At 70.6% G+C, this 21,597-nt stretch carries 21 protein-coding genes; 1 reads left to right on the forward strand and 20 read right to left on the reverse strand.

Annotated elements, in window-relative coordinates:
- Positions 1-446: 446 nt before the first annotated feature.
- The 18 genes from tyrS to infC form a co-directional block, all read right to left on the reverse strand.
- Positions 447-1,706 carry a tyrosine--tRNA ligase gene (gene tyrS, locus RUR_RS01095; RefSeq protein WP_283132929.1) on the reverse strand — a complete coding sequence of 420 codons (1,260 nt, stop codon included), beginning with the start codon at positions 1,704-1,706 and terminating at the stop codon, positions 447-449.
- A gap of 36 nt (positions 1,707-1,742) precedes the next feature.
- A complete protein-coding gene (locus tag RUR_RS01100; RefSeq protein WP_283132930.1) occupies positions 1,743-2,420 on the reverse strand; it encodes a DNA-3-methyladenine glycosylase in 678 nt (225 codons plus the stop codon).
- Positions 2,402-3,799: an argininosuccinate lyase gene (gene argH / locus RUR_RS01105; RefSeq protein ID WP_283133978.1), complete on the reverse strand. Its 1,398-nt coding sequence runs from the start codon at positions 3,797-3,799 to the stop codon at positions 2,402-2,404. Before argH ends, RUR_RS01100 begins: the two co-directional genes overlap by 19 nt.
- 327 nt (positions 3,800-4,126) lie before the next feature.
- Positions 4,127-4,639 carry an arginine repressor gene (locus RUR_RS01110; protein ID WP_283132931.1) on the reverse strand — a complete coding sequence of 171 codons (513 nt, stop codon included), beginning with the start codon at positions 4,637-4,639 and terminating at the stop codon, positions 4,127-4,129.
- A complete protein-coding gene (argF, locus tag RUR_RS01115; protein ID WP_283132932.1) occupies positions 4,636-5,556 on the reverse strand; it encodes an ornithine carbamoyltransferase in 921 nt (306 codons plus the stop codon). The genes RUR_RS01110 and argF overlap by 4 nt, the downstream gene beginning before the upstream one ends.
- Complete coding sequence (locus RUR_RS01120; protein WP_428846970.1) at positions 5,553-6,695, reverse strand: acetylornithine transaminase; 1,143 nt, start codon at positions 6,693-6,695, stop codon at positions 5,553-5,555. The genes argF and RUR_RS01120 overlap by 4 nt, the downstream gene beginning before the upstream one ends.
- 41 nt (positions 6,696-6,736) lie before the next feature.
- Complete coding sequence (gene argB, locus RUR_RS01125) at positions 6,737-7,702, reverse strand: acetylglutamate kinase (RefSeq protein ID WP_283132934.1); 966 nt, start codon at positions 7,700-7,702, stop codon at positions 6,737-6,739.
- Positions 7,699-8,853 carry a bifunctional glutamate N-acetyltransferase/amino-acid acetyltransferase ArgJ gene (gene argJ, locus RUR_RS01130; RefSeq protein WP_283132935.1) on the reverse strand — a complete coding sequence of 385 codons (1,155 nt, stop codon included), beginning with the start codon at positions 8,851-8,853 and terminating at the stop codon, positions 7,699-7,701. Before argJ ends, argB begins: the two co-directional genes overlap by 4 nt.
- Positions 8,854-8,896: 43 nt before the next feature.
- Positions 8,897-9,925, reverse strand: coding sequence for an N-acetyl-gamma-glutamyl-phosphate reductase (gene argC / locus RUR_RS01135; protein WP_283132936.1), 1,029 nt, complete (start codon positions 9,923-9,925; stop codon positions 8,897-8,899).
- Positions 9,926-10,307: 382 nt separating this feature from the next.
- A complete protein-coding gene (locus RUR_RS01140) occupies positions 10,308-10,949 on the reverse strand; it encodes a TetR/AcrR family transcriptional regulator (RefSeq protein ID WP_283132937.1) in 642 nt (213 codons plus the stop codon).
- Positions 10,907-11,248, reverse strand: coding sequence for an SPW repeat domain-containing protein (locus RUR_RS01145; RefSeq protein ID WP_283132938.1), 342 nt, complete (start codon positions 11,246-11,248; stop codon positions 10,907-10,909). The genes RUR_RS01140 and RUR_RS01145 overlap by 43 nt, the downstream gene beginning before the upstream one ends.
- A gap of 160 nt (positions 11,249-11,408) precedes the next feature.
- Positions 11,409-13,874, reverse strand: coding sequence for a phenylalanine--tRNA ligase subunit beta (gene pheT / locus RUR_RS01150; protein ID WP_283132939.1), 2,466 nt, complete (start codon positions 13,872-13,874; stop codon positions 11,409-11,411).
- On the reverse strand, positions 13,874-14,974 hold the full coding sequence (pheS, locus tag RUR_RS01155; RefSeq protein ID WP_283132940.1) for a phenylalanine--tRNA ligase subunit alpha: 1,101 nt from the start codon (positions 14,972-14,974) through the stop codon (positions 13,874-13,876). The genes pheT and pheS overlap by 1 nt, the downstream gene beginning before the upstream one ends.
- A 73-nt stretch (positions 14,975-15,047) precedes the next feature.
- Positions 15,048-16,196 (reverse strand): sensor histidine kinase, encoded by a 1,149-nt coding sequence (locus tag RUR_RS01160; RefSeq protein ID WP_428846889.1) that lies wholly within the window; start codon positions 16,194-16,196, stop codon positions 15,048-15,050.
- 119 nt (positions 16,197-16,315) lie between these two features.
- Entirely contained in the window at positions 16,316-17,119 is an 804-nt protein-coding gene (locus tag RUR_RS01165; RefSeq protein WP_283132941.1) for a TrmH family RNA methyltransferase, read from the reverse strand.
- A 139-nt stretch (positions 17,120-17,258) separates the two neighbouring features.
- Positions 17,259-17,639, reverse strand: coding sequence for a 50S ribosomal protein L20 (gene rplT, locus RUR_RS01170; RefSeq protein WP_283132942.1), 381 nt, complete (start codon positions 17,637-17,639; stop codon positions 17,259-17,261).
- A gap of 21 nt (positions 17,640-17,660) precedes the next feature.
- On the reverse strand, positions 17,661-17,855 hold the full coding sequence (rpmI, locus tag RUR_RS01175) for a 50S ribosomal protein L35 (protein WP_283132943.1): 195 nt from the start codon (positions 17,853-17,855) through the stop codon (positions 17,661-17,663).
- 130 nt (positions 17,856-17,985) lie between these two features.
- Positions 17,986-18,612: a translation initiation factor IF-3 gene (gene infC / locus RUR_RS01180; RefSeq protein WP_283133980.1), complete on the reverse strand. Its 627-nt coding sequence runs from the start codon at positions 18,610-18,612 to the stop codon at positions 17,986-17,988.
- Positions 18,613-18,949: 337 nt separating this feature from the next.
- Between infC and RUR_RS01185 the strand changes: the two genes are divergently transcribed.
- Positions 18,950-19,366: a type II toxin-antitoxin system VapC family toxin gene (locus RUR_RS01185; protein ID WP_283132944.1), complete on the forward strand. Its 417-nt coding sequence runs from the start codon at positions 18,950-18,952 to the stop codon at positions 19,364-19,366.
- A 323-nt stretch (positions 19,367-19,689) separates the two neighbouring features.
- Here RUR_RS01185 and RUR_RS01190 read toward each other — a convergent pair whose 3' ends face one another.
- On the reverse strand, positions 19,690-20,622 hold the full coding sequence (locus RUR_RS01190; protein WP_283132945.1) for a hypothetical protein: 933 nt from the start codon (positions 20,620-20,622) through the stop codon (positions 19,690-19,692).
- Positions 20,619-21,590 (reverse strand): thiopeptide-type bacteriocin biosynthesis protein, encoded by a 972-nt coding sequence (locus RUR_RS01195; protein WP_283132946.1) that lies wholly within the window; start codon positions 21,588-21,590, stop codon positions 20,619-20,621. The genes RUR_RS01190 and RUR_RS01195 overlap by 4 nt, the downstream gene beginning before the upstream one ends.
- Positions 21,591-21,597: the final 7 nt, after the last annotated feature.

Raw genomic sequence — 21,597 nt, forward strand, 5'->3', positions numbered from 1 at the left:
GAGTTCTCAAGGAACGCACGCACACCGCTCGGTCTCCACCGGAGTCTCGACCGCCCGGAGCGTCTTCCGTTCTGTTGTGACTTAATTCTACATTTTCCCGATCCGGTGTCAAATTCACCCGGTTGAGAATCTGTGGGAATTTCGCCCGCCCCTTTCGAGGGCGACCCCTTTAAATTAGCGCCCTTTTTAGCCGCTGTCGAATCAACGACACGAAGCTGTGGGAGCCGGTTCTCGGGGTTGCCATCATGAGGGTACGCGACGAGGCGCCACCCTCCAGGGCGAACTGAACAATAAACGCCGTCCGATCGAGCGTCAAATCATGCTCGCCGACAAAACCGCAGGTGGGAGCGGGATGGCCATCCCGCTCCCCTGCTTCGCTACCAAAACGTTACTGTTTACCCGGCTTCTGTTGACCTTAAACCAAAGCCGAAACCCCGATTCAGGGCTCAGACCTCCACGCCGCCGACGGCCCGCTTGCCCCGGCGCAGCACGAGGAAGCGGCCGTGCAGCAGATCGTCGCGGGTGGGCACGTACGCCTCGTCCGTCACCTTGACGTTGTTGAGGTACGCCCCGCCCTCCTTGATCGCTCGACGGGCGGCGGACTTGCTCTCCACCAGGCCGCTCTCGGCGAACAGGTCGACCAACGGGGGCAACTCCCCGGCGACGACCGCCTTCGGCACCTCCGCGAGCGCCGAACCCAGCGTCCGCTCGTCGAGCTCCTCCAAGGCTCCCTGGCCGAAGAGCGCCCGCGAGGCCGCGACCACCCGGGCGAGTTCGTCGGCCCCGTGCAGCAGCACGGTGAACTCCTCGGCCAGGGCCCGCTGGGCCACTCGCGCCGCCGGCCGTTCGACCGTCGACTTCTCCAGCTCGGCGATCTCGCCCCGCGACCGGAAGCTGAAGATCTTGAGGAACTTCACCACGTCCCGGTCGTCGGAGTTGAGCCAGAACTGGTAGAACGCGTACGGCGACGTCATTGAAGGGTCGAGCCAGACGGCTCCCCCGGCGGTCTTGCCGAACTTCGTCCCGTCCGCCTTGGTGATCAGCGGCACGGTCAGCGCGTGGGTGTGCGCCCCGGTCACCCGGCGGATCAGGTCCACCCCGGCGGTGATGTTGCCCCACTGGTCGCTGCCGCCCAGCTGAAGCCGGCACCCGTGCCTGCGGTACAGCTCCAGGTAGTCGTTGGCCTGCAGGATCTGGTAGCTGAACTCGGTGTAGCTGAGGCCTTCACCGCCCAGCCGGGCGGAGACCGACTCCCTGGCGAGCATGCGGTTGACCGGGAAGTGCTTGCCCACGTCGCGGAGGAAGTCGATGGCGGACATTCCCGCGGTCCAGTCCAGGTTGCTGACCAGGAGCCCCCGCTCGCCGGAGGTCAGGTCGAGGAACTTCTCCACCTGGACGCGGATCCGGGCCACCCACTCGGCGACGATCTCGGCCGAGTTGAGCGACCGTTCCTCACTCTTGCCGCTGGGGTCGCCGATGAGCCCGGTGGCCCCGCCGACCAGGCCGATCGCCCGGTGGCCGGCCCGCTGGAGCCGGGTGAGGGTGAGCAGCGGCACGAGGTTCCCGACGTGGAGCGACGGCGCGGTCGGGTCGAATCCGCAATAGACCGTTATCGGGCCCTCGGCCAGCTCTTTGCGCAGTGCGCCGGCATCGGTGGATTGCGCGATCAGGCCGCGCCATTCGAGCTCGTCGAGGATATCGATCACAGCGGTTGCTCTCCGTCGGTCCGATTGGGTTGCCGATCACAGCCTGCCCGATGTCCCACGCTGTTCGCCACTCGGCTTTCTGGCCCGGGGCTGATGCGCACGGTACGGCGAAACGGTGGGCTCGCCGTCGATCCAGAAGCGCCAGGGTGTGTCGGCTCCGGCGGCCACCCCGGTCCGCGGGCCGTACCGAATCATGTCCGGTACGGGCGGTTCGCCGGCGACCACCCGGATCACGCTCTCCGGCGCACAGCAGTCGAGTCCGTTGTGCTCCATGGCCAGGCCGAACGAGACGGCGAGCCGGGCGGGGCCGCGGGCGAGATCCCGGTCGGCGATCATCCGCCCGGCTCCGGCGCTGCGCCGGGTCCGCGCGTGGTCGGCTCCGTGGATCAGCTGTGCGGCCCGGAGCAGCACCCCGGACCCCTGCCCCTCCGGCAGGCAGACCAGGTTGGCGCAGAAGTGCATGCCATAGGTGAAGTACACGTACAGATGCCCGGGAGGCCCGAACATGACCGCGTTGCGACGGGTGGGCCCGCGGTAGGTGTGGGAGGCGGGATCCTCGCCGGGAAGGCCGTACGCCTCGGTCTCGGTGATCCGGGCGATCACCGGGCCGTGGACGAGCAGGTGCCCGAGGAGGGCGGGGGCGACCTCGTGCGCGGGCCGCTCGAAGAACTCCCGCGCGAGGCCGTCCCGCCCGGCTAGTTCCCGCTGGCCCACTCGGCGTACCCGTCGACCGCGACCCGGAGCGACACGAGCTGCTCCCGCACCCGGTCGGGCGCGGTCCCGCCGTACGCCTTCCTGGCGGCGATGGCGCCGGGGACACTGAGCACCTCACGGGAGTCGGGGGTGAAGTGCGGCGAGACCTTGATCAGCTCCTCGTCGGTGAGGTCCTCGAAGTCCTTGTCGTTCACCTGGCACCAGACGACCAGGTGCCCGACCGCCTCGTGCGCCTCCCGGAACGGCACGCCCTTACGGACGAGAAGCTCGGCGAGGTCGGTGGCGAGCGCAAACCCGTCGGGAGCGGACGCCTCGACCTTGGAGACGTTGACCCGCATCGTGGACACGAGTCCGGCCACCGCGGGGAGCACGAGGAGGAGGGTGTCCACCGAGTCGAAGACCGGTTCCTTGTCCTCCTGCAGGTCCCGGTTGTAGGTGAGCGCGAGACCCTTGAGCGTGGTGAGCAGCGACATGAGGTTGCCGACGAGCCGCCCGCTCTTACCCCTGGCCAGCTCGGCGACGTCGGGATTCTTCTTCTGCGGCATGATCGACGAGCCGGTGGAGTAGGCGTCGTCCATCTCGATCCAGCGGAACTCCTGCGACGCCCAGAGCACGATCTCCTCACCGAGCCGGGAGAGGTGCACCCCGGTCAGCGCGGCGGCGAACAGGAACTCGGCGGCGAAGTCCCGGTCGGAGACGGCGTCCATCGAGTTGGGCGACGCCGCGTCGAACCCGAGTTCGGCCGCCACGGCGCGCGGGTCCAGCGGGAGGGAGGAGCCGGCGAGCGCCCCGGAGCCGAGGGGGCAGACGGCGGCGCGTCTGTCCCAGTCCTTGAAGCGCTCGATGTCCCGGCTGATCGAGTGGACGTGGACGAGCAGCTGGTGACCGAGGGAGACCGGCTGGGCGTGCTGCAGATGGGTCATCCCGGGCGCGACCGTGTCGACGTGCCGCTCGGCCTGGCTCATCAGCGCGGTCTGCAGGTCCACGAGCCGGGAGACGATCGTGCGGACGTGGTCGCGCAGGTAGAGCCGGAAGTCGGTGGCCACCTGGTCGTTGCGGCTGCGGCCCGCGCGGAGTTTGCCGCCGAGTGTGCCGAGCCGCTCCAGCAGGCCGCGTTCGAGCGCCGTGTGCACGTCCTCGTCGGCCACCGTGGGACGGAACCGCCCCGCCTTGCACGCCTCCTCCAGGTCGTCGAGCGCCCCGATCATCCGGCCCAGCTCGTCGTCGGTGAGCAGCCCGGCCCGGTGGAGTACCCGGGCGTGGGCGCGGGAGGCCATCAGGTCGTACGGGGCGAGCCGCCAGTCGAACTGCACGCTGACCGAGAGCCGGGTGAGCGCGTCGGCGGGTCCGCCCTCGAATCGGCCACCCCACAGGCGCATCGGGCCTCCCGGCCGTTCCTGGTCTCGCTCCACCGTTTTCTCCTCCCCGTGCGTGCTCAGGGCACGCGTGTTCGTCTGGCTCGCCTGTCCGGCCTTCATCGCCTGAGGTGTCGCACTCACCGTGCAGCATGACAGCATGCGGGAGCCGATGTCGTCGCCGGGTTCGTGCTGCGACCGCCTCGCCGATGCGACCAAGTCGTGGATGTGCACACCGTATCGATGAGTCCGTGGTCGACGCCAACGCGCCGACCCGAGTCTCACCCCGGCCGGATCCCCATTACAAGATCACAAGTCCGATCGGACGCGGTCCCACCCTGCCCCGACCGCTCATGCGGAAGGCTTGGGCCTGGTCAGGTTCAGAAACGACTCGGCGAGGGCCTCGCCGCCGAGCGGGTCGCGGCTGATGACCAGGATCGTGTCGTCTCCGGCCACCGTGCCGAGCACCGCCCGCAGGTCCGCGTGGTCGATCGCCGAGGCGAGGAACTGGGCCGCCCCGGGCGGCGTCCGCAGGATCACCAGGTTGGCCGAGGCCTCCGCGGAGACGAGAAGCTCCTCGGCCACCCGCCGCAGCCTGGCGTCGGGGGTCTCGCCCGTGTCGGTACGGGCCCGGGGGATACGCCCTCCGCCCTCTCCCGGCAGCGTGTAGATGAGCGTGCCGTCGTCGGCCCGCAGCTTCATGGCGCCGAGCTCGTCCAGGTCGCGGGAGAGCGTGGCCTGGGTGACCTCGACCCCGCTCTCGGCCAGCAGGCGGGCGAGATCCGGCTGGGACCGCACCTGGTTGCGTGCGAGCAGCTCGACGATGCGCGCGTGCCGGGCGGTCTTGGTGAAGGGAATCGTCATGGTTGCTCCAGCAAAAAGGCTAATAGCGCTTTCTGCGCATGCAACCGATTCTCCGCCTGATCCCAGACCGCGCTGCGCGGACCGTCCAGCACCTCCGCGGTGATCTCCACGCCGCGATAGGCCGGCAGGCAGTGCAGCACCATGACGAACGGGTGCGCCGATTCGAGCAGACGCGCGTTGACCTGGTACGGCATCAGCGCCGCGATCTTCTCCTCGCCGCCGTCCTGCCCCATCGAGACCCAGGTGTCGGTGGCAATCACCTGGACGCCCTTCGCACCCTCCTCGGGGTCGTGCGTCACCCGCACCACACCACCCGTCCGCTCGGCGATCCGCCGCGCCCGCGCCACGACCGCCGGGTCCGGCGCGTACTCCTCGGGGGCGCAGACGCAGACGTTCATGCCGGCCGTCGCCCCGCCGAGCAGATAGGAGTGGGCCATGTTGTTGGCGCCGTCACCGAAGTAGGTGAGGCTCACCCCGGACAGCGAACCCAACGCCTCCTTGACGGTGAGCAGGTCGGCGAGGATCTGGCAGGGGTGGTACTCGTCGGTGAGGGCGTTGATCACCGGGACGCGGCTCGTCGCCGCCATCGCCTCCAGCCTGGACTGCTCGAAGGTGCGCCAGACGATCGCCGCCACCTGCCGTTCCAGCACCTTGGTGGTGTCCGGTACGGGCTCGCCCCGGCCCAGCTGGGTGCTGCCGGAGTCGATGATCAACGGCTGGCCGCCGAGCTCGGCGATGCCGACGGCGAAGGAGACCCGGGTCCGGGTGGAGTGCTTGTCGAAGATCACGGCCACGGTCTTGGGCCCGAGCAGCGGCTGGACGCCGTACCGGGACTTCTTCATCGCGACGGCCTGCTCCAGCACCAGGAGCTGCTCCTCCGGCGAGAGGTCGTCGTCGGCCAGGAAATGTCTGGTCATCTGGCACCCTCCAGGATCGCGGGGAGGGCGTCCGTGAAGGAGGCCACCTCCGCCGAACTGATCACCAACGCCGGGGCGAGGCGCAGCGCGTCTGGTTGGACCGCGTTCACCAGGAACCCCGCCTCCTGGGCCGCGGCCTGCACGGCACCGGCCACCGGCCGGGTCAGCGTCGCGGCCAGCCACAGCCCGCGCCCGCGCACCCCGGACAGGAGCGGATGCTCCACGGCGGCGATCCCCGAGGCGAGCTGCGCGCCGAGCTCGACGGCCCGGCCGAGCAGGCCTTCGGCCTCGACGGTGTCGAGTACCGCGAGCGCCGCCGCGCAGCTGACCGGGTTCCCGCCGAAGGTGCTCCCGTGGTCGCCCCGGTCGAAGAGCAGTCCCGCCTCGCCCACGCCGATGCACGCCCCGATCGGCATGCCGCCGCCGAGGCCCTTGGCCAGGGTGAGCACGTCGGGGACGAAACCCTCGTGCTGATGGGCGAACCAGGCGCCGGTCCGGCCGATCGCCGACTGGATCTCGTCGGCGACGAGCAGGGCGCCCGTCGCATCGCAGATCTCCCGCGCCGCCGTGAGGTACCCGGCGGGCGGGGGAACCACCCCGCCCTCGCCGAGGGCTGGCTCCAGGAAGACGGCGGCGCACTCCTCGGTCACGGCCTCCTTGAGCGCGTCCGCGTCGCCGTACGGCACGAAGCGCACGTCCAGCCCGAAGGGCCCGAACTGATCGCGAATGGATGGTTTCCCGGTCAGGGCGAGCGCACCGAACGTCCGCCCGTGGAAACCGTTCTCCGCGGCGACGAGGAACCCCCGCCCGCGCGCCTTGCCGTACTTGAGGGCGAGCTTCAGCGCGCACTCGTTGGCCTCGGTGCCGGAGTTGGCGAGGAACACCCGGCCGGGTACGCCCAGCAGCCCGAGCAACCGCTCGGCCAGGAGCACCTCGGGCTCGTGCAGCAGCAGATTGCAGGTGTGCGCGAGTTTCGCCACCTGCGCGGAGACGGCCTGGACCAGCGCCGGATGGGCGTGCCCCAGCGAGCTCACCGCGATACCCGCGAACATGTCGAGGTACTCGCGGCCCGCCACATCCCAGACCTTGGCCCCCAGACCCCGGCTGATCGCCAGCGGCGGAACGCCGTAGTTGGGCATGAACGCCGCCTCGAACCTGTCGTACAGGCTCCCAGTCCCGGTCACTCGCCGTTTCCCTTCGCTCCCGGCCCGCCCACTCCGCCGGCACCGGACCAGTCGTCCGCCGAGCCGGCCGGCACGGCGGGCTCCCCGCCCACCACCATCGTCCCGATCCCCTCGTCGGTGAACATCTCCAGCAGGATCGAATGCGGAACCCTGCCGTCCAGCACGTGCGCCTGAGGCACCCCGCCGAGCACCGCGGTGAGGCACGCCTCCATCTTGGGCACCATCCCCGCGGACAGACCGGGCAGAACCTTCTTCAGCTCATCCGCGGTCAAGCTCTTGATCAAGTTCTTCCGGGCCGGGAAGTCGGCGTAGAGCCCCTCCACGTCGGTGAGGACGATCAGTTTGGCCGCGTTCAACTCCACCGCGAGCGCGGCCGCGGCCGTGTCGGCGTTCACGTTGTAGACGACGCCGTCGTCACCGCGGGCGATGCCCGAGACCACCGGGACCCGGCCGTCCGCCAGCAGCGCGGTCACCGCGCCCGGCCGTACCCGGACGATTTCCCCCACCTGGCCGATGTCGACCTGCTCCCCCTCCACCACCGCGTACTTGCGGCGCGCGGTGAGCAGGTGCGCGTCCTCGCCGGACAGGCCCACCGCGAACGGGCCGTGCCGGTTGATCAGGCCGACGACGTCCCGGTTGACCTGGCCGACCAGGACCATCCGGACGATGTCCATCGTCTCGGGGGTGGTCACCCGCAGCCCGGCGGTGAAGACGCTCTCCACCCCCAGCCTGCTCAGATGCGCGTTGATCTGCGGGCCGCCGCCGTGCACCACCACCGGTTTGATCCCCGCGTACCGCAGGAACACGATGTCGTCGGCGAAGCTCCGGCGGAGCGACTCGTCGGCCATCGCGTGCCCGCCGTACTTCACCACGACCGTCTTCCCGTGGAAGCGCTCCAGCCAGGGCAGCGCCTCGATCAACGTCGCGGCCTTGAGCCGCGCGGGGATCTGCTCGACGCTCATGAGGAGTACGCCGAGTTCTCGTGGACGTACTCGGCCGTCAGATCCGTGGTGTGGATGGTGGCCGCGTGCGGTCCGGCGGAGAGGTCGACGGTGATCGTGACGTCCCTGGGCCGGAGGTCGACCTTGGACCGGTCGTCGCCCACCGAGCCACCGCGGCAGATCCACACCCCGTTGATCGCCACATTGACCCGTTCGGGCTCGAAGACGGCATCGGTGGTGCCGACGGCCGACAGCACCCGGCCCCAGTTGGGGTCCTCGCCGTGGATCGCGCACTTGAGCAGGTTGGACCGGGCGATCGCCCGGCCGACGGCGACCGCGTCGTCCTCGCCCGCCGCGCCGACCACCTCGATGGCGATCGCCTTCGTCGCGCCCTCCGCGTCCACCAGCAGCTGGCGGGCGAGGTCCGCGCACACCCCCCGGACGAGGTCGGCGAACTCGGCGGGGTCGGGGGCGACCCCGCTCGCACCGCTCGCCAGCAGCAGCACCGTGTCGTTGGTCGACATGCAGCCATCGGTGTCCAGGCGGTCGAAGGTGACCTTCGTCGCGGCCCGGAGCACCTCGTCGAGCCGGTCGGCGGGCACGTCGGCGTCCGTCGTGATCACGCACAGCATGGTGGCCATTCCGGGGGCGAGCATGCCCGCGCCCTTGGCCATGCCGCCCACCATGTAGCCGCCGGCCCCCCGCCTGAAGGCGATCTTGGAGACCGTGTCGGTGGTCCGGATCGCGTCCGCGGCGGCCAGCCCGCCGTCCCGGGACAGCCCCGCGGCGGCCGTCTCCACCCCGGCCAGCAGGGCGTCCATCGGCAGCCGCTCACCGATCAGCCCGGTGGAGCACACCGCGATCTCCCCCGCCGAGTCGCCGAGCACCCCGGCCGCCTTCTCCGCGGTGGCGTGCGTGTCCTGGAACCCGGCCGGGCCCGTACAGGCGTTCGCGCCACCGGAGTTGAGCACGACCGCGCGGAGTCGCCCGCCCCGCAGCACCTGCTGCGACCAGAGCACGGGCGCCGCCTTCACCCGGTTGACGGTGAAGACGCCCGCCGCGGCCCTGGACGGGCCGTCGTTCACCACGAGCGCCAGGTCACGGCCGTCGCCGGACTTGATGCCCGCGCTGATGCCCGCGGCGCGGAACCCGAGAGGTGCGGTGACGCTCATGAAGCCTCCTGGCCTATGGCATTCTCCTTGCCGGTCCGTCCGTTCACGGAGCGACTCCGTGAACGGGCAGGCCCAGCTCTTCTGACAGGCCGAGGGCGAGGTTGGCGCTCTGGATCGCGCCACCCGCCGTGCCCTTGGTGAGGTTGTCGACGGCGACCACGGCGACGATCCGCCCGGCGCGCTCGTCGAGGACGACCTGGACGAGCGCGATGTTCGCGCCCAGCGTCATCGAGGTGGCGGGCAACCGCCCGCCCGGCAGCAGGTGGACGAAGGGTTCGGCGGTGAAGGCGTGCTCGTAGACCTCCCGCAGCGCCGCCGCGGTGACCCCCGGCTTCGCCTTCGCCGTGCAGGTGGCGAGGATCCCCCGGCTCATCGGGGCCAGCGTCGGGGTGAAGGAGACGGTGACCCGCTCCCCGGCGACCGTGGAGAGCGTCTGCTCCATCTCCGGGATGTGCCGGTGCACCCCGCCCACGCCGTACGCGCTCATCGAGCCCATCACCTCGCTGCCGAGCAGGTTCGGCTTGAGCGCCCGTCCTGCGCCGGAGGTGCCGGAGGCGGCGACCACGACGAGATCGGGGTCGGCCAGCCCCGCCTGGTACATCGGGAACGCGGCGAGGGTGACCGCGGTCGGATAGCAGCCCGGGACGGCGATCCGCCGCGCCCCGCGGAGCACCTCCCGGTTGCCCGGGAGTTCCGGCAGGCCGTACGGCCAGGTGCCGGCGTGGTCACCGCCGTAGAAGGCGGCCCACGCGGCCGGGTCGGCGAGCCGGAAGTCGGCGCCGCAGTCCACGACCAGCGTGTCCGGGCCCAGTTGCTCGGCGACCGCCCCGGAGGCCCCGTGCGGCAGCGCGAGGAAGACCACGTCGTGACCCGCGAGGTTCTCCGCCGTGGTGGGGAGCAGCTGCCGGTCGGCGAGCGAGAGCAGATGCGGCTGATGCGCGCCGAGCGGGGTGCCCGCGCTGCTCGCGGCCGTGAGTGCGCCGACGGCCAGCTCGGGGTGACCGGCGAGGAGCCGGAGCAGCTCGCCTCCGGCGTATCCACTCGCCCCGGCGACGGCTACCCGCATACCCATGCATCACTCCTCATCTTGATGCAATGATTATGCATCAAGCTGCATGAAGATGCAAGGGAGGGAAGCCAAGAGTGCCCTGCCAGAGAGGCATGAATGGCAGGACCACAGCCGGTAGGCTCGAAGCTCCCTTACAGAATCCCCAGGTCGGGTCGTCAGTACGACTGGATCCTAAGGTTGTGCGCGCTACGTCCGCACTTCTCGCGCCGCGTACTCTGCGGCGCGAGAATGCGCGCGGCGGTTCGCGCCGGGCGCCCTTTGTCCGGCGCGAACCGACCGCGGTCAATGTCAGGAAACACTGTTCTTGTAAGCGTGATCGCGCCTAACGGGGTACCGCACGTCCGTTGTCGTCACGCTTGGCCCATGCCTCGAGGGAAGCCCCTTCTCAGCTGCCCAGGGCCAGGGCGATGAAGTGGGCCACGGCGTCCAGGTCCACGCGCTGGCCCGTCAGCTGGTGGAGGTTCTCCTGGTACATCAGGACGGCGGCGAACGTGGCGGCGGCGACCTCCAGCCGGGCCATGTCGCCGGCGGCGCCGGGGGCGGCGAGCTTCAAGGCGCCGAGCGCGCGCCGGACCACCTCGCTGTTGAGCCTGCCGAGCACGTCCCGGACCGAGCGGTGGGTGTCGACCTCGCGGAAGAGGATCCGGCGCATGGCGGGCGAGGCGCGAAGCGGAAAACGCCGCGCCAGCCGTACCAGCGTCCCCGCCGGATCCCCCGGCAGGGCGTCGGACTCGGACTCGGGGAGCTCCACGACGAGGGCCCGCTCGTCGACGAGCGCCACGAGCACATCGATCTTGCGGGGAAAGTAGTGGAAGACCAACCCCTTCGGCACTCCGGCCGAGCCCGCGATCCTCGCGGTCGGGGTGGCCTCGTAACCGGTCTCCGCGAACAGCTCCTCGGCGGCGTCGAGAATCCTGGTCCGTGAATCGGGGTCGGCCGCCCGGTCCCCGGCCGAGCGGCGACGACCCCACCGGGATACCCGGCTCACGCGTTCGCGGGCGTGCTCCGCGTCTGAAGGACTGCCCACAGGCCGACGATAGCGGCTACGCCGCCCGCGATCCATGCCGTCCACGCGGCGGACGCGCTTGAGGTGAACTCAAACGCCCACGGGGAGAGGAAGATGAGTACGGCGAAGGCGGTGGACGCCCAGGACGCGGCGCCCGCGGCGCCGAGGAGGCCGTAGAGCCCGGAGACCGCGAGCAGGGCCCCGAGGACGATCAGGGGCTGCTTGACTCCGGCGGCCCCGGAGGCCCAGATCAGGGGTGCGAGAAGCGTGGCGAGACCCGCGACGGTGGCGACAAGATCCTGTAGGCCGAACTTGCCCATGTGCTCACCTTTCCAACTAGGTATGCCCGGATGGTGAACCTGATTGACCGCCCGGTCAATCACCGCTAAGGCAAGAGGAACCTGTCCTTCCCCTGGTCAGGCATGGGGGAGCCCCCGAAGCCGACACGGGCTCCGGGGGCTCCCCAGGTCACTGCGGCGGTCAGGCGCCGCGCAGGCGGGCTCCGGTGAGCTCGGCGGCGCGGGCGATCGCCCCGTCGCGGGCCGCCGTGATCTCCTCCGCGGTCAGCGTCCGGTCCAGGGCGCGGAACCGCACCGTGTAGGCGAGGGACTTGTTCCCCTCCCCCACCTGCTCACCCGTGTAGACGTCGAACAGCCGGACCGACTCCAGCAGCTCACCCGCCCCTTCGGCGAGCGCGGCCGCCACCGCGGCGACCGGGGTCTCCGCAGGCACCACCAGCGCCACGTCCTGGATCGCCACCGGGTACGGGGAGACCCGGGGCGCCTGGGCGACGCCCTCGGCCCGCGCCCCCAGACGCTCCGGCTCCAGCTCCATCGCGCAGGTGCGCGGCGGCAGCCCGTACGCCTCGACGACCCGGGGGTGCAGCTCACCCGCGTGCCCCACCAGAACGTCGCCCCGGTAGAGGGCTGCGCAGCGTCCCGGGTGCCAGGGCGCGTGCTCGTCGGCGCGGACCTCCAGCTCGACGCCCGCCTCCCGCGCCACGATCCGGGCCGCCTCGACCGCGTCGCTCCACGAGACCTGACGCCCCGAACCCCACCAGCCGGACCGCTCGGCCTCGCCGCAGAGCACGACGGCCACCCGGAACGGCTGATCGGGGAGGGCCGCGTCCACGGAGGCGACCTCCTCGGGGGTGGGCCCGCGGTCCACGGAGAGGATCGGCGCCCGCTCCGGGGCACCGGGACGCGGACGGTAGACGAGACCCGTCTCGAACAGCGCCACATCGTGGAAGCCACGCCCCACATTGCGGACGAGCGTCTTCAACAGGCCCGGAAGCAGCGACGTCCGCAGGAACGGCTCGTCCTCACTCAGCGGGTTGAGCAGCCGTACGGCGACCCGGCGCGGGTCGTCCGCCGGAAGCTGAAGGGCGTCCAGATCCCGTTCGCCGACGAACGGGTAGGCGAGCACCTCGGAGTAGCCCGCGCCGGCCAGCGCCCGGCCGATCCGCCGGCGCAGCCGCTGGGGCTCGGTGAGCCCCGCGCCCGCCGGGGCGTGCGGCAGCACCGAGGGAATCCGGTCGTACCCCTCCAGCCGGATGACCTCCTCGGCGAGGTCGTTCGGGTCGGTCAGGTCGGGCCGCCAGGTCGGCGGGGTCACGGTGAGCACGTCCTCCCCGCTCACCGCGCAGCCGACGTCCGCCAGCCGCCGGACCACGGTCTCCCGCCCGTAAGCCACCCCCGCCACCCGGTCCGGGTGGTCGGCGGGCATCGTGATCACGGTGGGCGGGGCCGAAGCCGAAACGTCGGTCACGCCGGGCACGACCACGGCGTCGCCGAGCTCGGCCAGCAGCCGAACCGCCCGCCAGGAGGCGATCGGCGGCAGCTCCCGGTCCACCCCGCGCTCGAACCGCCGGGAGGCCTCGCTGACCAGACCGTGCCGCCGCGACATCCGGGCCACCGCCGTCGCGGAGAAGTGCGCGGCCTCGATCACCAGCTCGGTGGAGACGTCGGAGATCTCGGTGTCGACGCCGCCCATCGTCGCGGCCAGGGAGATCGGGCCCGACTCGTCGGTGATCAGGATGTCGCCCTCGTCGAGCACCCGGACCACGTGGTCGATGGTCTCCAGCTTCTCCCCGGTGCGCGCCCGCCGTACCGTGATCGGCCCGCTGAGCCGGGACCAGTCGAAGGCGTGCAGCGGCTGACCCAGCTCGATCATCACGTAGTTGGTCACGTCGACGGCGAGGGAGACCGGCCTTACCCCGGCCCGGGTGAGCCTGACCTGCATCCACATGGGGGTCGGGCGTTTGGGGTCGAAGCCGTCGACCCGGCGGAGGACGAACCGGTCGCACCCCGTCGGATCGGCGATGGAAGCCGGGTAGGACTCCTCGGCCGTCGCCGGGATCTCGACGTCCGCCGGGTCACGCCAGGGCACCCCGTACGACGTGGCCAGCTCGCGGGCGACACCCCGGACGGACAGCGCGTAGCCCCGGTCCGGGGTGACCTCCAGCTCCAGGACGTCGTCCCGGAGGCCGAGCAGCTCCACCACGTCGGCGCCGATCGGCGTGTCCGCGGGCAGGATCAGAATGCCCGAGTGGTCCTCGCCGATCCCCAGCTCACGCGCCGAGCAGATCATTCCGTCGGAGATCCGGCCGTAGGTCTTGCGCGACCCCACCGCGAACCCGCCGGGCAGCGTCGCGCCGGGGAGTGCGACCGGGACCACGTCGCCGGGGACGAAGTTGGTCGCCCCGCAGATGACCCAGCGGGGCTCGGCCTCGCCGACCTCCACCGAGCAGTACCGGATCGGCTTCTTGAACTCGCTGAGCTCCTCCACCGTGAGCACCCGGCCGACCACGACGTTCGTGATGTCGTACCCGAAGGACTCGATCGACTCCAGCTTCAGCCCGGCGGCGGTCAGCCGCTCGGCGACCTCGTGCGCCGCGGCGGCGGGAAGGTCGACGTACTCACGCACCCAGGAGAGGGGGACCTTCATCAGACCTCCATTCCGAAGGGGAGCGTGAACCGCACGTCACCCTCGACCATGTCGCGCATGTCCTCGACGTTGTGGCGGAACATCAGGGTCCGCTCGATGCCCATCCCGAAGGCGAATCCCGAGTAGCGGCTCGGGTCCACCCCGCAGGCGATCAGCACCCGGGGGTTGACCATGCCGCAGCCGCCCCACTCGATCCACCCCTCGGACTTGCAGGTACGGCACGGCGGCGCGCCCGGGGACGCCGAGGCGCCGCGGCAGACGAAGCAGCGCAGGTCCATCTCGGCGCTCGGCTCGGTGAACGGGAAGTAGTTGGGCCGGAACCGGGTGGAGATGCCCTCGCCGAACATCACCTCGGCGAACCGGTCCAGTGTGCCCTTCAGATGGGCCATCGTCAGGCCCTCGTCGACCGCGAGCCCCTCCACCTGGTGGAAGACGGGCGTGTGCGTGGCGTCCAGCTCATCGGTCCGGAAGACCTTGCCGGGGCTCACCACGTAGACGGGCAGGCTCCGGTCGAGCAGGGCGCGGATCTGCACCGGCGAGGTCTGCGTCCGCAGGACCCGGCCCGAGTCGGCCGACCCGACGAAGAAGGTGTCGTGCTCCGAGCGCGCGGGGTGGTCCGGGGCGATGTTCAACGCGTCGAAGTTGAACCACTCGCCCTCCAGCTCGGGGCCTTCGGCGATCTCGTAGCCCATGGCGACGAACGCGTCGCCGATCCGCTCGGCGAGCGTGGTCAGCGGATGGCGGGCGCCGCGGGGACGCACGTCCCACGGCAGGGTGACGTCGACGCGCTCCTCGACCAGGACGCGCTCGTCGCGCTCCCGCTCCAGCTCGTCGTGGCGGGCGGCGAGCGCTTCGTTTATCGCCTTACGGGCGGCGCCGATCCGTTTGCCGGCCTCCGCGCGCGCGGCGGGCGGCAGGGCGCCGATCTCGCGGTTGGCCAGCGCGATCGGGGATCGGTCCCCCGCGTGTGCGAGCCGGACCTGCTTGAGGTCGTCGAGGTCCTTCGCCGCGGCGACGGCCGCGAGGGCGTCGTCGACCGTGCGCGCCAGCTCGTCGGCGTGCAGCGGCGTGACCTCGACCGGGTCGTAGTGTGAAGTCATGGGTAGCTGGGCTCCTGGGAAGGGCGTGACAGATCGTGAGTCTAGGTCGTCGCCCGCCGTGTCCGCGCCTTGATCAGTCCCAGGCAGGGGTGCCGGCGGGCAACATAAATCGAAACTCGGCCCCGCCCTCGGGACCCCGCTGAACGGTGATCGTGCCGCCGTGGGCCTCGACGAGCCCCTTGACGATGAACAGCCCGAGGCCCGTGCCGCCCCTGCGCCGACTGTTCCCCCGCCAGAACTGCTGGAACACCCGTGGCGCGAGCTCGGGCGCGATGCCTTCGCCCTCGTCTCTCACGGACACGGCTGCTCCCCACGGTGTCTTGTCTCCGGTGCTCCCCGCAACCGGTTCCACCACTACTGTGACGGTACCATCCCCGTGGCGCAGCGCGTTTTCCAGCAGATTCCCGAGAATCTGGTCGAGCTTGTCCGGGTCGACCCACATCTCGGGGAGTTCCCCGGTGTGCCGGATCCGGAAGCGGTCCTTCGGCTCGCCCGCGGCCACCCGGCCCTCGATCATCTTCATCGCCCGCGCCCGGATGTCGACCACCTGGCGGCGCATCTCCAACCGGCCCGCCTCGATCCGGGAGACGTCCAGCAGCTCGGTGATGAGCCGGGTGACCCGGTCGGCGTCGGCGTTGACCGTCTCCAGCATCACCCGCTTCTGGTCGTCGGTGAACCGATCCCAGCGGGCGAGCAGGGTCGCGGTGAAGCCCTTCACACTGGTCAGCGGGGACCTGAGCTCATGCGCCACGGTGGACACCAGATCGGCCCGGCTCCGCTCCTGACGGGCCCGGGCCGCGGCGTCCCGCAGGCTCACCACCACCTTCACCACGTCGCCGCAACGGGCGGGCTCCCGGACGAACCTGGCCGCGACCAGCAGCTCCGGGCCACCCGGCAGGTGGAGGGGACGTTCGACCTGACGGGTCCGGGTGCGCAGACCGGCATAGGGGTCCAGGCACTTCCACCAGTCCCGGCCGTCGGTGTCCCGCAGCGGAAGCACATCCCGAAGATCCCGGCCGAGGGCGCGGTCCTGCGGGATCCCGGTGAGCCGCCGCGCCGGGGCGTTGAACACGACCACCCGGCCTTCGCGATCGGCGATCACCAGCCCGTCGGGCAGATCGTCCGGGTCGCAGGGGAAGGCTCCCTCCGCGTGCGGGGAGCGGGGACCCACACCCGAATCCTCCCGGTCCCGGGAGTCGCCGCGGGAGTCATCCCGACCCACGACAGCCTCCTTGAAGTCGGGGCCGAAAACGCGAAATCCTCGGCCCGGTAAGCCTTCCTGGGGCGACAATAGCGGTTACCGGGGAGCGGCGGCAGCCTCGGAGGCGCGGGGGACCGGCCTCAGACCCCCCGCCGCAGGGCGCGCGCGGAGGCGTAAAGGCAGACCGCCGCGGCCGTGGCCAGGTTGAGGCTCTCCGCCCGCCCGTAGATGGGCACCCGCACCACCTCGTCGGCGAGGGCGAGAAGCGGCTCGGGCAGCCCCCACGCCTCGTTCCCGAAGATCCACGCCGTGGGCGCGGCGAGGTCGACGTCGTCCAGGGTCCGCTTTCCCGACCCGTCCGCGGCCAGGATCCGCAGCCCGCTCTCCCGGAGGGCGTGCACGGCCCGCTCGACGCCGACGTCGGGGACCACCGGAAGGTGGAAGATGCTGCCGGCCGAGGCCCGTACACACTTGCCGTTGTAGGGGTCGACGGAGGCGTCGGTGAAGATCACGGCGTCCGCGCCCGCGGCGTCGGCGGTGCGGAGCACGGTACCCGCGTTCCCGGGGTCGCGGACGTGGGCGAGTACGGCTGCGAGCCTGACGCCGGGCCGCACCGCCTGGTCGAGGGGGACGTGGACGAAGCGGCAGACGGCGAGGAGCCCCTGCGGGGTCACCGTCTGGGCGAGCTCGGCCATGACCTCACCGCTCGCCCGATGCACCGGCACCCCCGCCTGGCGCGCCGCCGTCACCAGCTCCGGATGGCGCAGCTCCGCCTCGGCGGTGGTGAACAGGTCGGTGACCGTGCCGTCGAGGGCGAGCGCCTCCCGTACGGCCTGCGGCCCCTCGGCCAGAAAGGACCGGTCACGCTCCCGGAAACTCCGTTTGGCGAGCCGGCGGGCGGCTTTCACCCGCGGCGACCGGATGTTCGTCAGCTCCGAGCTCATCGAGGATTCCTTCAGCGTGACGGCCCCGCCGCCGCGCGGGACAAGGACGTGGGGCGGGTTCCGGCGCACGGGGCAGGCCGCTCAAAACGAGCGCCGGGGGCATCGCGGCGATGCCCCCGGCGTGATGCGCGTGAGACGCTCAGGCGCTCGCGGCGTTGACGTCGGCGGGCAGGGCCTTGCGGGCCGCCTCGACGAGGGTCGCGAAAGTCTGGCTGTCGTTCACCGCGAGGTCCGCGAGGATCTTGCGGTCGACCTCGATGTTCGCGGCCTTCAGGCCCTGGATGAAGCGGTTGTAGGTGATGCCGTTGAGCCGGGCCGCGGCGTTGATCCGCTGGATCCACAGGCGGCGGAACGCGCCCTTGCGGTCCTTGCGGTCGCGGTAGGCGTAGGTCATCGAGTGGAGCATCTGCTCCTTGGCCTTGCGGTACAGCCGGGACCGCTGGCCGCGGTAGCCACTCGCCCGCTCGAGTACAACCCGGCGCTTCTTCTGGGCGTTGAGAGCCCTCTTCACGCGTGCCATGTTCTTTTCTCCCCGGGGTGGTTACTTGGCGAGCAGCTTCTTGATCTTCTTGGTGTCGGCATCGGAGAGCACGACCTCGTTGAAGAGCCGGCGCGTCCGCCTGGACGACTTGTGCTCGAACAGGTGCTGCCGGTTGGCGCGGCGGCGAATGACCTTGCCGGATCCGGTCACCCGGAACCGCTTGTTCGCGCCGCTGTGCGTCTTCATCTTCGGCATGATCGCCGTGTCTCCCTCATCGTCGTCCCCCCCGGTGACCCAGGTCGGGGCATACCTCACCGCGAGGCCATCGGCCGGCCTCGCATCTCCTTAGGACCATCACCCTGGCCGTGGGGCGACCGCGACGGGTTCAGCTCTGCTCGTCGGCCCTCTGCTCGTCGTCCGACCCCTCGATCAGCTCGTCACGCGGTTCGCCGGTTTCCCGCCGCACACGAGCCGCCGCCTTCTCGGCCTTGGCTTCGCTCTTCTTCTTGTGTGGCCCGATCACCATGATCATGTTACGCCCGTCCTGCTTCGGCTGGGACTCGACGAAGCCGAGCTCCGTCACGTCCTCGGCCAGCCGCTGCAGCAGCCGGAACCCGAGCTCGGGCCTGGACTGCTCCCGGCCGCGGAACATGATCGTGACCTTGACCTTGTCCCCGGCCTTCAGGAACCGCACGACGTGACCCTTCTTGGTCTCGTAGTCGTGCGGATCGATCTTCGGCCGAAGCTTGATCTCTTTGATCACCGTGTGCGCCTGATTGCGACGCGCCTCGCGGGCCTTCATGGCCGATTCGTACTTGAACTTGCCGTAGTCCATGAGCTTGCACACGGGCGGCCGTGCCGTCGCTGCGACCTCAACCAGGTCAAGGTCGGCCTCTTGGGCCAACTTGAGCGCGTCCCCGATGGGGACGATGCCGACCTGCTCGCCGTTCGGGCCGACGAGGCGGACCTCGGGCACCCGAATGCGTTCGTTGATACGGGGTTCGGCGCTGATGGGACCTCCTAGGAACCAAGCGTGTGGGCTTGTTCGACTGAACGCCTGGGGTCAAACGCGAAAAACCCCGCACGTCGCGCGTGCGGGGCCACCTGACTCATCGCTGAGTCCGTCGAGTGCGTCAGCACTCGGTGTGAACCTTGACCCGTCGGCCTTTCAGCCGCTCAGGTGGGAGCTGGGCTCCGCTTGCGCATCCGGCAATCACACCGGACCGATCGAACAGCAAGACTACCATCACTTCGCGACACCCTCCAACCGCGACACCGTGTGGCGGATCGGCCGCGAGAGCTTGACCCTGTGTTTACACTCAGTGACCCGTAGAACTGGGTGACGACGGGTGAACCACCTGCTCGACACCAACGTGACGTCGGAAGTCTGCAAGCGGAACCCCGACCCCCATGTCTCCGCCTGGCTGGACACCGTCCCCGGGCCCACGCTGTACATCAGCGTCATGGTCCTCGGTGAGCTCCGGCAGGGTGTCGAGCGCCTGCGCGGCAGGGACGCTGCACGCGCCGCCGTCTACGAGAGCTGGCTCGACCAGATGTCCAAAGAGTTCGGCGACCGCATCGCCCCGATCACCGGCGAGGTCGTACAGGAGTGGGGGCGGATGAACGTCCCCGAGTCGTTGCCGGTGGTGGACGGGCTGATCGCCGCCACCGCCAGGGTGAACGACTGGATTCTCGTCACCCGGAACACCAAGGACTACACTCGGACGGGCGTCCGCCTCCTCAACCCGTTCATCCCGGCAGGCTGATTTCACCTCGCATAGTCATGTCATCTGTATATAGTGGATGGCATGACAGAGAGGTCCATGCAGGAACCCACGTTCCTTATACTCACCGCGCTGGCCTCCCGGGAGAGGAATGCGCCCCAACGTCGGGATCCAACGCCCCTTCGGCCCAGACCGAACCACCCACTGGCAACGCGCCTTTCTGGTTGCCGACCTGATCAGCCTGATGATCCAGGGCACCTCCGACTTGCGGCTCTCCGCCCAATCGCTCGTCTGCCGCTGTTCCCACGCTGATCCCCGTTGCGTGTTCCTCCCCGAGCAGGGGTGGGCGATCGGCCCGAAGGATGTCATGGTGAGGAGGACCGGAGATCTTGCCGGAGCCCGCCTTCGGGCGGTGGCCGAGGTCGCCGCGATGGCCAGGCAGGCGGGCGCTGACACGGTGTCGCTGTGTATAGCTGTTTCGCTCGCGCGTGAACTGCCCCAACGAACTCGTTCCCCACGTCGTGGCCGCCGTTGTTGTGCAGGAGCTCGCTGACGGCCACCAGCTCGGCGAAGCGGCCTTCTGGCGTGTCCAGCACCGGGAGTGAACGGCGGATGGACGCTGCCGCGGATGGCTGGAGAAGGCTGTTGGTGTGGAGGACGGCTGCGTCGTAGCCGACGGGCGCGAGCCCCCACCCCTCCCAGTCCAGGATGAGCAGTTGCGGACCGCACACATTGGCGAAGTGGAAGTCACCGTGCGCCGTGGACCAGGCCGACACCCGGGTATCGACTCCGGCGCCGAGGTGTCGGGGCATGATGTAGCCGAGCCAGTGCTGGTGGACGGTGAATCGCCTGGTCGGGACCTGTTCGACTGCGGCGAGGGCTGCCCGAACATCGTTCCACCAGGAAGACGGTACGTCGAGCGCGTCGCGCAGCACGGGATTGTCGGCGATCGGTCTGCTGGCTGCTCGCTCGTAGAGTTCGGCCCGGTAGCGGAAGGGCGCTTCGGCCCAGTCGTGCCAGCCGAGGAGCCGCAGCCGGGGCACGGAAGGCGGGATGGCGGTCTCGGCGTCGAGGTTGCCGTTGAAGAACGTCAGGTCGGCCTGGTCGAGAGGGTGGCAGGCGAGGCGCAGCCAGGAGGCGCCCGCCGCAGTGGTGACCGGCAGGCCGAGCGTCCGGCCTCTCCATCCCCACGCCGGCACGGCGTCCGGTTCGAGAGCGGCGTGGAGGGCGCGGCGGCCGTGTGCGTGTGCTGCTCGCATCCGCTCGGCGATGAGGCCGGGTACGGCGTGGCCATTCACGGGCCGTCCATGATCGTGTCGCGGGCGGCGCGGGCGAGGATGGCCTGGGTGCGGTCGGGCAGGCCGATCCGGTTCCACGAGAAGATTACGTGGTGGGCGAGGACGGAGCGGATTCCGCGCTCCAGCCGCCCATCACGGTGCGCTTCGGCGAGGCGGGCTCCCTGCCGGGCCAGCGCGTCCGCCCACGCGGCTGCGAAGCCGAGCGGCCCGTCCGCTCGGGGGTCGAGCGTCATCAGGCGGCGCACGTCGGCGTGCATGGGCAGGGTCTGCCCGGGGTCGACGTCGCCGGGCAGCGGGCGCAAGAGCGTAATGCGGTGCCAGATGTCGCCCTGCTCGTACCAGTCTTGGCCCGCTGCGCGAAACAACGCCGAGCACAGGATGAGGGAGAGTTCGCGGCGGCCGATCGCGGTCGTGTCCGCAGGGTCGGCGAGGTAGGTGAGCAGGGCGCTGCTGTCGGCGGCGAACAGCGCGTGGGCGATGTCGATCCCGGCCGGGCCGCCGAAGGCGAAGGTCTCGGGTTCGTAGACGCCGGGCTGGTGGCCGGTGATGTGGCCGGCGGCGAGCAGGCCGCCGGCCAGGACGTCCACGACGAATCGGGCTTCGGCGGGGTCGTGGCCGGGGCGGATGCGCAGCCGCCAGTCGGGGGCCTTGCGCAGGAACCACCAGTCGCCGATCCGCCCGGCTTGCTGGGCGCGGGTGAGCAGCGGGCCGATCATCGCTGCGGCGATCCGCTCGGCGTCCTCCCACACGGTGATGCGCAGCCGGATGTGCAGCCAGTCCGGGCGGTGCGTGAGCAAGGCGGCACGGCCGGCGGCGGTGAAAAGCGCGATCGCGTCGCTGAGTTCGGTTTCGTCGAGATCGGCCGGGACGGCGCTGACGGGATCGGCCAGGACGGCGAGAACCGCGTCGGCGAACCGCTCCGGCTGCTGGCCCGGCCGGTGAGCCGGGGTACTGAGCGTGCTGGTCATGCCTACC

Origin of the sequence: Rhizohabitans arisaemae, from assembly GCF_025996515.1 — a bacterium.
GTDB classification, from domain to species: Bacteria; Actinomycetota; Actinomycetes; order Streptosporangiales; family Streptosporangiaceae; genus Rhizohabitans; species Rhizohabitans arisaemae.

Coding starts and splice junctions, on each gene's coding strand:
- argB (WP_283132934.1), bottom strand. CDS start 7,702: ATGAGCGTCGAGCAGATCCCCGCGCGGCTCAAGGCCGCGACGTTGATC.
- pheT (WP_283132939.1), bottom strand. CDS start 13,874: ATGAAGGTCCCCCTCTCCTGGGTGCGTGAGTACGTCGACCTTCCCGCC.
- argF (WP_283132932.1), bottom strand. CDS start 5,556: ATGACCAGACATTTCCTGGCCGACGACGACCTCTCGCCGGAGGAGCAG.
- pheS (WP_283132940.1), bottom strand. CDS start 14,974: ATGACTTCACACTACGACCCGGTCGAGGTCACGCCGCTGCACGCCGAC.
- argH (WP_283133978.1), bottom strand. CDS start 3,799: ATGCGCCTGTGGGGTGGCCGATTCGAGGGCGGACCCGCCGACGCGCTC.
- argC (WP_283132936.1), bottom strand. CDS start 9,925: ATGGGTATGCGGGTAGCCGTCGCCGGGGCGAGTGGATACGCCGGAGGC.
- RUR_RS01110 (WP_283132931.1), bottom strand. CDS start 4,639: ATGACGATTCCCTTCACCAAGACCGCCCGGCACGCGCGCATCGTCGAG.
- RUR_RS01120 (WP_428846970.1), bottom strand. CDS start 6,695: ATGCCCAACTACGGCGTTCCGCCGCTGGCGATCAGCCGGGGTCTGGGG.
- rpmI (WP_283132943.1), bottom strand. CDS start 17,855: ATGCCGAAGATGAAGACGCACAGCGGCGCGAACAAGCGGTTCCGGGTG.
- rplT (WP_283132942.1), bottom strand. CDS start 17,639: ATGGCACGCGTGAAGAGGGCTCTCAACGCCCAGAAGAAGCGCCGGGTT.
- RUR_RS01145 (WP_283132938.1), bottom strand. CDS start 11,248: ATGGGCAAGTTCGGCCTACAGGATCTTGTCGCCACCGTCGCGGGTCTC.
- RUR_RS01195 (WP_283132946.1), bottom strand. CDS start 21,590: ATGACCAGCACGCTCAGTACCCCGGCTCACCGGCCGGGCCAGCAGCCG.
- argJ (WP_283132935.1), bottom strand. CDS start 8,853: ATGAGCGTCACCGCACCTCTCGGGTTCCGCGCCGCGGGCATCAGCGCG.
- RUR_RS01165 (WP_283132941.1), bottom strand. CDS start 17,119: ATGAGCTCGGAGCTGACGAACATCCGGTCGCCGCGGGTGAAAGCCGCC.